The sequence below is a fragment of the Fimbriimonadaceae bacterium genome (genome assembly GCA_019454125.1).
Lineage (GTDB): Bacteria > Armatimonadota > Fimbriimonadia > Fimbriimonadales > Fimbriimonadaceae > JALHNM01.
In genome coordinates this window covers 1,942,265-1,954,029 of sequence record CP075365.1, presented here as the reverse complement: position 1 = coordinate 1,954,029, position 11,765 = coordinate 1,942,265, and the positions used below count along the sequence as shown (strand labels likewise).

Here is an 11,765-nt window from a genome sequence, read left to right as displayed (position 1 = left end):
CCGTTGTCGCGCGAAGTTTCCGACGAGGCCATCGTCTTGCGCCGGCACGACGCCGGCGAGAGCGACCGCCGCCTCGTGCTCTTGACGCGCACCTTCGGCAAGCTTGATGTCGTTGCGAAAGGCGCGCGGAAATCGGGCTCGCGCTTGGCTGGCAGCAGCGAGCTTCTCGCGCGGTCGCTCGTGACCTGGGCGCCTGGCCCCGCGCGGCGGTTTGTCACCCATGTGCGCCCGGTCACGTCCTATCCCGGGCTACGGACCGACTACGACCGTCTCATGGCGGGGCTGGCCGTCGCTGAGGTTGTGGCGACCGCGCTGCCCTATGAGAGTCCTGCCCCGGACACCTTCGACCTGATGGGCGGTGCCCTCGCCGCGATCGCGGGCGGGGAACCTTGGGAGGCGCCGCTGGTGTGGTTCCTCGCCTGGCTCTTGCGCGAAGAAGGGCTAGGCACGGACTGGACGCGGTGCGTCGTCACGGGCGAAGGGCTGGACTTAAACCCGGCTTGGGTCTCTGCCTCTGCGGGCGGCTTTGTGCGGGCGGAGTCTGCGGAGCCCTACGCGGACCGCCGCTTGGTCTCGGCCGAAGCCCTGATCGCGCTCAAAAAGGTGAGCGGCCAGGTCGAACCGCCGCCCAGGATCGCCCGGGCTGCCGAGTGTCTGGGCGTCCTCCTCTGGTTTTGGTCGGCCACCCTCGAACGCGAACTACCGACTTTGCGGAGCCTTTTGCGCACGAGGGAGGCGCCGAAAGCGAAGAGCCCCGAACCCCGCAACACACCTGGTACATAATTTATAACGGATGCGAGTCTCCGCTATCCTCGCCGTTTCACTTCTTACGTTGCTGGTGGGATGCCAGCCCGGAAAGTTCTCCGAGGGCCAAGCCTCCAAGGGCCCCTCAAAGGCTTTCCGCTATCCAATCGTGACGAACCCCACGACCATGGACCCGCACCTGGTCCAGGACGGGGACACGATCGACCTCCTTCAACAGGTCTATGAAGGCTTGGTGGGTTGGGACGAAGACAGCAAACCGACCGGCTACCTGGCAGAAAAGTGGGAGGTTAGCCCGGACGGGAAGACCTACACATTTACGCTTCGAGACGCGAAGTTCCACAACGGGCGCGCGGTCACGGCCGCAGACGTCAAATGGAGCTTGGAACGCACCGCGAACCCTAAGCTCGCTTCTCCAGTCGCGGACGCCTACCTGGGTGATATCTTAGGGGTTAAGGAGCGGATAGAAGGAAGCGCGAACGAGATTTCCGGCGTTAAGGTCGTTGACGACAAAACGGTTGAAATCACCCTCGTTAAGCCAACGCCTTACTTCTTAGGAAAGTTGACTTTCTTGACGGCTGCCGTCCTCCCGAAGGAATCTGTCCCTGCTGAAACCGCCATCACCCAAGTCAGCCAGATGATTGGCGCGGGCCCCTTCAAGGTTAAGACGTATCTGGCGCAACAGAGCATAATCTTAGAAGCGAATAAGGACTACCACGGCGGTGCGCCGTTACTGGAGAGCATCGAGCGGCCCGTCATCGGGGACGCGGTCACGCGGCTTAACAAGTATAAGAACGGCGAGCTTGACCTCGTGATGCTTGAGCGGCAGGATGTCGCGCCTTTGCAGAAAGACGAAAAGTTCAAGAACGACCTGAAGCTTTTCCAAAGGCCTGCGATTTGGTACGTCGGTCTAAACCAGAACGTGATCAAAGAGTTTAAGGACAAGCGCGTGCGGCAGGCGGTCGCGAAAGCGATCGACAAACAGCGTATAGTGGACGAGCTCTTGGGGGGCATCAACTCCGTTGCCAACGGTATCGTCCCGCCGGGCGTGCCCGGGGGAGGGCGGCCGGAAGCGGCAGCGCATAAGTACGACGTAGCCTCGGCCAAGGCGCTCCTTGGCGATGCGGGTTACCCTGGAGGTATCGGTTTCCCGGCCCTCACCCTCACCTTCCGCGAAGACCGCCCAGACATCAAACTTGTGGCGGAAGCGGTGGCGAGCGACCTGAAAAAGAACCTTGGAATCGACGTTAAGCTCCAAACCATGGAATGGGGCGCGTACCTCGAAAAATATAACGCCAAGAAGCAAGGGTTCTTCCACATGCGTTGGGCAGCCGACTACTTGGATCCCCAGAACTTCTTAAGCCATATGCTGGCGACTTGGGGGCCCGAGAACAAGATCGGCTACAGCAACGCGGCCTTCGACGAGCTTTGTCGGCAAGCCGACACGCTACAGGACATGGACGCGCGCTTACCGCTTTATGCACAGGCAGAAGACCTCGTGCTGGACGATGCGGTGTGGATCCCGATCTATTTCCAGCGTGACGCCGAGTTGATCCGGCCCCAAGTGGCGGGTCTCCGGGAAAGCTTGTTCGGCCACCTTCCGCACACAAAGGTGTCGATAGGCGAGTGAACTTTTCCCGCGTTTTCGGAACGTTCTCCCGTAACGAATCGGCCCCTGCCTGGCAAGGGTTTGATATCGGAGGGATCGTATTTCGCGGGGGTCATGGATGGCAGAGTCATGGGGGTTCCGGCGAACGCCATCCCGCGAGAGGTTTGCCGCGGTCGCTCGAGGTCCCCGTTCCAGAAAACGAGGGTGTGCTGAAGCGCGTGGGAATTGTCGGGATCTTTGCGCTTTATTGCGAAAGCGCGCAGGATAACCCCGGTGCCCTTGGCGGCCACCTCCTTTTCATGCACGAAGGCGAGCTCACGGCGTCGTTGCCGCTGACCTTTGGGCGTCATTATGGGGTCGCCAGCGATCCCGATCCCGTGAGCCTGCCGAACGGGGACGGGAGCGAGATCGAGCCGGTCGCGTCGGTGTCCGTCGATGGGGTCGAAAACCGGGTCGACTGTCTTTGGCTCGAAGTCGAGAGTGGCACGAAGGTCGACAAGGTCGTCTTCCGCAAGGCAGACGGTCCCGCAAGTTTCGTCTTTTTCGACGTCTTCTTTGAGTTCGAAACCCCGAAAACCTGTCCCTTCCGAGGGCACGGCGGGGACGTGGCTTTCCACGAGATTGGGCAGGCTTTACGCCTTTGCGACCGCGCAAAGTTCGAGGTCGCGATTAAGCAGGTGTCTAATGCGATCCTAGCGGCGGGTGACCTGGATGAGGCCCGAGGTTTTGCGCTGACCTTTTTGGCCGTGGTCGGGGCTGCCATGCTCGAGGTCGGCGCGGATAAGAGCACGCACAAGGCGCAACTTGAGGCGGCGAAGGAATTCCTTCAGCTTGAGGACAAGGCGTTGCTGAGCCGCAGGACGGTCGAGCGGGCGCACGACTTGACCGAGGGCGTGATCGGTCGAGGCTCCCCCAACGACCGCCTGATCGACCGGGCCCTGGCCATCGTGGACCGGAACTTCGCGAAAGACCTTCAGGACCACCAAATCGCCGAAGACTTGGGGTTGAGCACCTCGCATTTCCGCCATCTGTTCCGCCAGGCGACGAAACAGCCCTTCCACAAGTATGTGGTCGGACTTAGGCTGGAAAGGGCGCGGGATCTTTTGGTGAGAGGGGAAGGGCACGTGGGCGCCGTGGCCCAGGCCGTTGGATTCGCCAGCCCTGCCCACTTTAGCCGGGCTTTCTCACGACGTTTTGGGAGCCCGCCCTCGGCAATTCGCCGGGGCGACTAACGCAATAAAAAGCAAGTAGTCTTCTGGACTTCAGGTTTCCGGGAACCCGCCCAATAATGAAGTTCGTGACCGTAGCCGTTGCCTCGCTCGGATACCTCTTAGTGGCGGGCGTTTTCTACGCCCTTTGCGCCGGGACGGCGATGCGACTTGAAGAAGAAAAGTCGTCCTTGCCGAGTCGCGTTGTCCTGCAGGTCGTCGAAGGCGGCCTCAGCGCAGGCGCAGACGTCCGCCGAGCGGCCTGAACGTGTCTCTTGCCGGGTGTCCGCCGAGGGCGGCGCCTGGCCCACCCTCCTTGCCACCCCGCTGGCAGTACAATCCCGCCTTCAGGGGCGGTTAGCTCAGTGGTAGAGCGGCTCGTTTACACCGAGCGGGTCGGGGGTTCGAATCCCTCACCGCCCACCACCCGGCCCCCGTTTTGCCCCCAGGGATAAACTGGCCCTTGTGAGCGAAGAAGCCAAGCCGAAAGAGTCCCCCTCGAAGGACGAGAAGCCGAAGCTGAGCGAAGAGCAGCCCGTCGTCACGAAGCAGCAGATCAAAGGCGCTTCCTACACGGTCACCACCGGCCGACTGCCTCTACGCGACGAGAAGGACGAGATTGTGGCGCAGGTCTTCTTCGTGGCGTACACGCGCGACGATGCGGGCGCTGACCGCCCGGTGACCTTCACGTTCAACGGCGGGCCCGGCTCGCCGGCCATTTGGCTCCACATGGGAGCGCTCGGACCGAAGCGTGTGCGCATGGCGGAGGACGGCGGGCTCCCCGAGCCCCCCTACCGCTTGGAGGACAACGACTCTGCGTGGCTCGACTTTACGGACCTCGTGTTCGTCGACCCCGTCGGCACCGGCTATAGCCGAGCGCGCACCCCCGAGGAGGCCGAGAAGTTTTGGGGCTTGAAGGGGGACATCGAGAGCATGGGCGAGTTCGTCCGGCTCTATCTGACGCGTAACCGCCGCTGGACTTCGCCGCTCTATCTGGCCGGCGAGAGTTATGGCACCACGCGCGTGGCCGGCTTGGCGGGGCACCTCATTGAGCGTGGCGTGGCCTTCTCCGGCATCTGCCTCGTGAGCTCGATCCTCAACTTCCAGACGGCGCGCTTCACCAGGGGCAACGACCTGCCCTACGTGCTCTTCCTGCCGACCTACGCCGCGGCCGCCTGTTACCACGGCAAGCTCGAGGAGCCGATGAACGACCTGAAGCACGTGGTGACCGAGGCGCGGAGCTTTGCGGTCGGGCGCTATTGGTCGGCCCTGGCGCAGGGAGACCGGCTGGACCACGACACCCGCGCGTCCATCGCGACCCACTTGAGCAACTTCACCGGCCTTTCGCCCGCCTTCATCGAGTCCGTCGATTTGCGCATCAACATCCACGACTTCTGCAAGGAGCTTTTGCGGACGGAGCGCCGCACTGTGGGACGCTTGGACGCGCGCGTGAAGGGCGTCGACGACTTCGGCAAGGGCCATGCGCAAAGGCCCGAGCACGACCCCAGCATGTCGGCCCTGATGCCGCCTTATGTAGCGACTTTCAGCGACTACGTGCGCGGCACTCTGGGCTATGAGAGCGACCTGGAGTACGAAATCTTCCGAGGGATCAAGAAGTCGTGGGACTGGGGTTCGGCCGGGGATGGCCATCCGGACACCAGCGAGGCCCTTCGGGCCGCGCTAGCGAAGAACCCGCACATGAAGGTGTTCGTGGCGAGCGGCTACTATGATCTCGCGACGCCTTTCTTCGCGACGGAGTACACGATCTCCCACATGGGGCTCGACCCGTCGGTCCGCAACAATTTCCGGATCCACGAGTACGAAGCCGGGCACATGATGTACACCCACGAGCCGTCCCTGGTGCGGTTGCACGGCGACGTCCGCGACTTCTTCTCAAACCGCTAAGGGGCCGCAACCGAGCTTGCGCAGGGCTCGATAGAGCTCGACCATCGCCCAGGTGTCCATGCGGCAATAGGCGCGGAGGTTCGCATAGATCTCCTTCCGTTCAGCCTCGGTCACCCGGCCGAAGGCGGCTCGGTGGTATTCGACCATGGCCGTGTTGCCGTCGGCAATGGCCAGCCCCGCGTAGGAGAGCCCGGGCACGACGACCGGCAGCACCTTCTTTATCGAGTTCGAGCCGCGGAACTCGGCGTAGTAGAGGCAGTCTTTCACCGCTTCATAAAGGTCGAAACCGCGTTCGAAGACGTCGACGAGCTCGGCCCGGCCGAACCCCTTCTTGGTGAGGTTTCGGACTTGGGTCCGCTCATAGCTCGAATAGAAGACGACGCTTCGGACAGAGCCCACGAGATCCCAAAGGCTGTCCGCGAATGCCGCTCGGGGGTCGCCGCCGGACTCGTGCAAGAACTCAAGGTGGCGGGGGTCTTCCTCTTCGGTGTGCTCCAGAATGTGCGCCGACCACTGGAAGGGCAGGGTCTCATAGGGGCCTGTCCCCGGGAGGATGGGGATGCCCGGCATCATCGCCTCGAAGTCCACGAAGGCGACGGGGAACTCGATCCGGCTGAGCCAATCCGGCAGCTTTTCGGAGATGTACGGCCGATTGAACCGCACAACGTCGATCGCGCGGCGGGCGTTCACGCCGAGTTTCAAGTCCTCGGGGAGGTCGGTGAACCGATGGTAGCCGTCCCGGCGGAACTCGATGATCTTCTTCGCTTGCACGTTCGGCAAGAAGGCGATGTCGTCTATCGGCATGAGGTCGCGGCAAAGGTGGGCGTAACCGCACTTCGGCTTTTCGCAGTGGCCGCCGACCTCGGGTTCCGGCGGGATTGCGGACTTTAGCGCTTCGGCGACCGCGGTCGCCTTCTCCGCGACTTTATCGACCATCTCGAAGACGACCTTTGTGCGGTCGGTGACGGTGAGCAGTTCGGCGGGGGAAAGGGGCTGGTCCTGGAACACTGCCTTGGGATCGAGGTGCATCACGGCGGCGCGCGCGACGCTCAGTCCACAGGCGCGCAGGACCATCACCTGGAAGGCCAGGTCCAGATCGTGGACGTCCTTCGCGCTCTTCGAGGACTTCACTTCGACGATGTCCCAGCCCTCCGGCGTTCGGACGAGGACGTCGCACCGGCAGAAGAAGCCGTCCGCCATGAAGGCCCCCTCAAAGATCACGGGCGCCCCCGCCTCCACCGCCTGCTGGGTGGCGTCAACCTGGTCCTCGTAGCCTTGGGCCTGGATCAAGGTCCCGTCCGGCCAAAGCGTCCGGGCCATCGCTCCGATCTCCCGACCGGCCGCCATCTGGGCCTCGTCGGCCCGGCTCAGCGGGGCCGAATCATCAGGGCGGCGGAACCTATTGTACGCACGCAAGAGGCACAGATTTGCGTCGAGAAAGAGGGACTTGGTCAACATACTGGTCGGTTGTCCGGCAAGGGGAGGAAAGAATCGGGAAGACGAGGCGTAATGTCCATTTTGACGTGCGGGACGGGGACAACGGTGTCTCTTTCCATGGAGACCGCACGGGGTATATATCGACCCTAGCATGAGTACCGAACAAACGATGAACGTCCGAGATCGACTTGACGATATCGTGGCCCGCCACGACCTTCTCCAGCATCCCTTCTACAAAGCTTGGAGCGAGGGCACCCTTCCGGTAGAAGCGATCAAGGCTTACGCCCGCGAGTGGGGGGCGTTCGTCCAAGTGGTGCCGCGTCAATGGCAGGCGCACGGCGACTTTGAAATCGCCGAGTCTGAGCGCCACCACGTGGAGCTGTGGCAGAACTTCGCGCAAGCGCTCGGCACCGAGATCGGCGAGCCCGAGGTCCCGGGTGTCAAGGCTTTGATCTCTGAAGCTGAGACCAGCACGAGCAACCCGGCTGCTTCGCTCGGCTCGCTCTACGCCTTCGAGGCGCAGCAGCCGAAGACCTCGACCTCCAAGCTGGAGGGTCTTCGCGAGCATTACAACATCGATGTGCGCGGCCACGAGTACTTCGACGTCCACAAGGACGACGACCAGGAGCCGGCGCTGCTTATCGAGCGCATCGAGCACCTCGCTCCGGAGCAGCAGATCAAGGCGGTCGAGGCGTGCTCGATGACCGCGTGCGCTCTCTGGGGAGCCCTCTCGGGCCTCTACGAGAAGTACGGCCAGCCGGCCCACGCCTAAGCCCGGAAGAAACTGTAAACGCCCAGGACGACCAGAAAGACAGAAAAGGCGCGCTTCATCGTCGTCTCGTCCAGACCGAGGGCCAGCTTGGAACCAAGCCAGCCCCCGGCGAGGAACGCGACCGCGATGACCGCGCCTTTTGCGATGTCTGCCTGGCCCTCGCGCCAGTAGTTCCAAACTGCGAGGGCGCCGACGGGCGCGAGCAACGCGACCAGAGACGTGCCTTGCGCCTTGTGCTGGCTAAAGCCGAGGAAGAAGACGAGCGCTGGGACGATGACGACCCCGCCGCCAATCCCGAACAGGCCTCCGAGCACGCCCGCGGCCAAGCCGGTCACGACCAGGACAAGAATCTCCATGGGGCCATTGTGCTGCAACGGCCCCACTGAGGGGTCAGGCCGGGACGCCCGTCATCTCGTCGAGGCGCTTGTAGCTGGCCTCCATGCCCTCTTCCATGCCGGTCGCGAGCATCATCTCGCGGGTCTCCTTGTCCGGCAACGTCATGCGCATCGTCATGAGCGTCCCCTCCCCGTCCTGCGCGAAAACCGTCTCGACGTGGTTGTCCGGCGTCGGGTCAGGAAGGAACATGCGCTCGACGTGGACCAGTCGCCTCCCGGGCTCGACCTCCAAGAACTCGCCGGTCAGGTAGAAGCTGTGGCCCTCTCCGTTGGCCCAATCGTAACGGATCGCTCCACCGGGGCGTGGATCGCACTCGCAGTTCGGCATCGTCCAGCCGTCCGGCCCGGTGAGCCACTGCTTGACGATCGAACAATCGGTGTGGGCGCGGTAGACCGCCTCGGGACTGGCGTTGAAGCGGCGGGTCACGACGACGTGGGTGTCGCCTTCGAGAGTTAAGGTGAGGGTGTTCATGGTGTGTCCGACCTGGTCTGCATGCCTTCGAGAACGGTGTCGAGGCGGGAATAGTTGGCCTCTAAGGCGCCCCGCAGCTGGGTGAGCCACCGTTCGATCTCGTCAAGGGCGCCCGGAACCAGGCGGCAGGGCCGCTTCGTCCCTTCGATCCTTCGCACAATGAGTCCCGCCTGCTCGAGCACCTTCAGGTGCCGAGAGACCGCGGGCTGGCTCATGGCAAACGGCTTTGCGAGCTCCAGGACAGTGGCTTCCCCCTTGACCAGTCGCGACAAGATCGCCCGACGGGTGGGATCGGCCATCGCCGAGAAGGCCGCGTCGAGATCGACCGTGCCAGCATGCATTCCATCCCGATTATATAACGATGAGATTATATAAGCTAGGAGTTAGGGCCTGGTGACGGCCTCCCAAGGAATTAGGGAACGGGCACGAGGCGGACGACCTTGTCGGGATCGTTGAGCACGACGTAGACGAATCCGTCGGGCCCCTCGACGACGTCGCGGATCCGACCGATGCCGTGGAGAACGAGCTCGTGTTCCACGACCTGGCCGCTCTTGACCCGCACCCGATCGAGGCTTTGCCCGGCAAGGCCCCCGCTGAGAAGGTCGCCTTTCCAGGCCGCGAACTTGTCCTGCCGGACAACGTCGAGGCCGCAGGCCGCCGTGGAAGGAAGCCAGCGCAGGACGGGCATCTTGAAGTCTTGGCCCTCCTTCGGCCAAGGAGTGGCCAGCGCGGAGTCGTTGTAGTTGATCCCGAAGGAGACGACGGGCCAGCCATAGTTCGCGCCCTTGACAATCTCGTTCAGCTCGTCCCCGCCGCGCGGGGCGTGCTCGGTCTCCCAGAGCGTGCCGTTTGCGTCGATGGCCAGGCCCTGCGGGTTGCGGTGGCCGTATGACCAGACCGCCGCATAGGGGCCCTCCTTATCCGCGAAGGGGTTGTCCTTGGGGACAGACCCGTCCTCGTTCAGGCGGAAGACCTTGCCGTATGGGGTGTCGAGGTCTTGGGCGGGCATGCCGGTGCCCCGTTCGCCGGTGGCGAAGAAAATGTGCCCCTTGCCGTCGAAGACGATCCGGCAGCCGAAGTGGATGCCGGACGTGGTGTAGTGCTCGGGCTTGGCCCTCCAGAGCACTTGGTTCTCAGTCCAGCGGAACTTACCGGATTCTTCGGCGATCTTGCCGCGCACGATCATCGTGTAGCACTTGCGGCCGCCGTCGAGCGGGTCGGTCACGGCGAGGTACACCCACTTGTCCTTCGCGTAGTCCGGGTGGACGGCAACGTCCATCATGCCGCCTTGTCCCACCTGGATCGATTGCGGCGTGCCTTCGACGGGGGTTAACTTTCCGGAGGCCCACACCATGAGATGGCCGGGCCGGTTCGTCACCAGCATGCGGCCATCGGGCAGCCAGTCCACGGACCAGGGCACCCGCAGCCCCTCCGTCACGACGTCCTCGATCTTGTAGCTCAGGTACTGGGTCTTGACCACGCCGTTCTCAGGGCGGCCCTCCGGACCGTCCTGGCGCACGGCCCTGTTCTGGAGTTCGCGCACGTGCACGACCAGCGACCAGATCTGCTCGTCCGACATGGTCGGGCCGAAGGCGGTCATCCCCGTGTCCGGGACCCCGTTCTTGATCGCGTCGAAGAACTGGCGGTCGTACTTCTGCTCGAAGAGCTCCTTGGTGAGCAGGGTCTGGGTGCCAGCCCCGCCTCCGCGCCCGTCTTCGCCGTGGCAGTTGGTGCAGTTCTCGCGCCAGAGCTGGGTGGCGCTTTGGGCCGCGTTGGTGGAACGGGCCATCTCTGCCGGCTGGTGTGCCGGTTTCGCCGTTGCGGGGGCACCGCTGTCGTACGGGCCGCAACTGGCGGGGAAGACGAAGGCGATCCCAAGCACCGTCGTCGCGGCGGCAAGGCCGAAGAACTGCGACATCACCTCACTTTACCGCCGACCTGGAACCGGGGCGGCTCTAGTGGTAAGACGTCATCGGTGTCGTGGCAGAGGGGCCAAGGGCGTGCGAGCGGCCTATCCCGAAAAAATCCCCTCGTTCTTCACGACCCTTGCCCCTCGGGAATCGGACTGGGCGTCCGTCCCGAGGGGGAGGGGGAAGGGGCAGGATTACCGCCCGGCCGCCGGGCTCAGCCGCTGGGCGGGCATGAAGAGCAGCACCAGCTGGTAGAGCGCGGACAAGCCCACCAGGATGTAGACGATGTTCGCGAGGACGGTGCCGGCACCGAAAAGGGTGGCGACGAGGTCGAAGTTCGCGGCGCCGACGAGGCCCCAGTTCAGGCCCCCGACGATCAAGAGCACGAGGGTCAGGATGTTCATGGTCTTCATAGTTCCTCTCTCGGTCCATCTTTGGGCGCGCCCATCGACAGATCACCGATGTCTAGGGTGTTGAACGTCCAGACGTCGCGCGCACGGGCCTAAATCCTGCGTTTTCTGCTTCAAAACTTTGCGTGATTGCGCTAATTCTTCTGGTGTTTATATGAAAGCTTCTATAACTAACGTATCCTAAATTCCCTTTCCGCCAGTCGGGGAGGAGATCCCGGAACCCCCCCGCCCCTCCGGGGGAGAGGGGGCAGGGGGTGAGGGGCAGCCTGCCGCGCGGTCGGCCAGACCCGCCCTGTCTCCACCCCCAACCCCCTCCTCATTTTCGCCCGCACGATCATCGGGCAAAGACGAGGAGGGGGCTACCGTTAGCCTGGCCACCCGCCTCAATGTGTCCCGACTGCAGGAGTCCGACATTTCTTTTTACTCGGCATGCCCCTGCCGAGGCTGCTGTCATCTTTCGGCTTGAAGGGGGCCAATGTGCCGGAGCGATAGCCTCGACACGTGGCGTGTCGAGGCATGAAGGAATCGCCACCCCCCACCCCCTCCTCATGACTTGGGATCGAGCCATCTTGGCTCCTCTTTTTTAATGCCTCGCCACGCCCCGTGCCGAGGCTATTCTGCGTTTTCGCTTGAGGGCGTCTGGCGCGTGGCCGGGGTGATGTCTTGTGCACCCCGGTTCGTAAGTAACATTCCGCGCGGCGGGTGGCTAGGGTGACGGGGTGATCGTGCCCAGCCACCCTGGTTCACACTCGTCTCGGAATAGCCCGGCGCTTTGCGTTCGCTGCACCCTCACCGCCTCTCCCGCGGGCGGGGGGATCTCCACCCCCAACCCCCTCCTCATTTTCCAGCGCACGAGGCATCGCTGAAAAACGAGGAGGGGGCTCC

At 63.4% G+C, this 11,765-nt stretch carries 12 protein-coding genes and 1 tRNA gene; 7 read left to right on the top strand and 6 right to left on the bottom strand.

Annotated elements, in window-relative coordinates; all coding sequences use genetic code 11:
- Positions 1-3 precede the first annotated feature (3 nt).
- The 6 genes from recO (at position 4) to KF733_09600 (ending at position 5,484) form a co-directional block, all read left to right on the top strand.
- Positions 4-783, top strand: coding sequence for a DNA repair protein RecO (gene recO, locus KF733_09625; GenBank protein ID QYK55260.1), 780 nt, complete (start codon positions 4-6; stop codon positions 781-783).
- Between the two features lie 10 nt (positions 784-793).
- Entirely contained in the window at positions 794-2,392 is a 1,599-nt protein-coding gene (locus KF733_09620; protein ID QYK55259.1) for a peptide ABC transporter substrate-binding protein, read from the top strand.
- A 185-nt stretch (positions 2,393-2,577) separates the two neighbouring features.
- On the top strand, positions 2,578-3,603 hold the full coding sequence (locus KF733_09615; GenBank protein ID QYK55258.1) for a helix-turn-helix transcriptional regulator: 1,026 nt from the start codon (positions 2,578-2,580) through the stop codon (positions 3,601-3,603).
- A gap of 65 nt (positions 3,604-3,668) precedes the next feature.
- Positions 3,669-3,845: a hypothetical protein gene (locus KF733_09610; protein QYK55257.1), complete on the top strand. Its 177-nt coding sequence runs from the start codon at positions 3,669-3,671 to the stop codon at positions 3,843-3,845.
- An 85-nt stretch (positions 3,846-3,930) separates the two neighbouring features.
- A tRNA-Val gene (locus KF733_09605) sits at positions 3,931-4,005 on the top strand.
- Between the two features lie 39 nt (positions 4,006-4,044).
- Complete coding sequence (locus KF733_09600) at positions 4,045-5,484, top strand: hypothetical protein (protein QYK55256.1); 1,440 nt, start codon at positions 4,045-4,047, stop codon at positions 5,482-5,484.
- Here KF733_09600 and KF733_09595 read toward each other — a convergent pair.
- Positions 5,473-6,900, bottom strand: a complete 1,428-nt coding sequence (locus tag KF733_09595) for a DUF2779 domain-containing protein (GenBank protein QYK55255.1) — start codon at positions 6,898-6,900, stop codon at positions 5,473-5,475. The two genes, KF733_09600 and KF733_09595, sit on opposite strands and share 12 nt — an antisense overlap.
- Before the next feature lie 172 nt (positions 6,901-7,072).
- Here KF733_09595 and KF733_09590 point away from each other — a divergent pair, with 172 nt between their 5' ends.
- Positions 7,073-7,693, top strand: coding sequence for an iron-containing redox enzyme family protein (locus KF733_09590; protein ID QYK55254.1), 621 nt, complete (start codon positions 7,073-7,075; stop codon positions 7,691-7,693).
- Here the strand turns inward: KF733_09590 and KF733_09585 are convergent.
- The 5 genes from KF733_09585 to KF733_09565 form a co-directional block, all read right to left on the bottom strand.
- Complete coding sequence (locus tag KF733_09585) at positions 7,690-8,049, bottom strand: sulfite exporter TauE/SafE family protein (GenBank protein QYK55253.1); 360 nt, start codon at positions 8,047-8,049, stop codon at positions 7,690-7,692. The two genes, KF733_09590 and KF733_09585, sit on opposite strands and share 4 nt — an antisense overlap.
- Positions 8,050-8,083: 34 nt before the next feature.
- Positions 8,084-8,560, bottom strand: a complete 477-nt coding sequence (locus KF733_09580) for an SRPBCC domain-containing protein (GenBank protein QYK55252.1) — start codon at positions 8,558-8,560, stop codon at positions 8,084-8,086.
- Positions 8,557-8,901: a winged helix-turn-helix transcriptional regulator gene (locus KF733_09575; GenBank protein QYK55251.1), complete on the bottom strand. Its 345-nt coding sequence runs from the start codon at positions 8,899-8,901 to the stop codon at positions 8,557-8,559. The genes KF733_09580 and KF733_09575 overlap by 4 nt, the downstream gene beginning before the upstream one ends.
- Positions 8,902-8,972: 71 nt before the next feature.
- Positions 8,973-10,478, bottom strand: coding sequence for a PQQ-dependent sugar dehydrogenase (locus KF733_09570; GenBank protein QYK55250.1), 1,506 nt, complete (start codon positions 10,476-10,478; stop codon positions 8,973-8,975).
- A 186-nt stretch (positions 10,479-10,664) separates the two neighbouring features.
- Positions 10,665-10,883: a DUF378 domain-containing protein gene (locus KF733_09565; GenBank protein ID QYK55249.1), complete on the bottom strand. Its 219-nt coding sequence runs from the start codon at positions 10,881-10,883 to the stop codon at positions 10,665-10,667.
- Between the last annotated feature and the right edge of the window lie 882 nt (positions 10,884-11,765).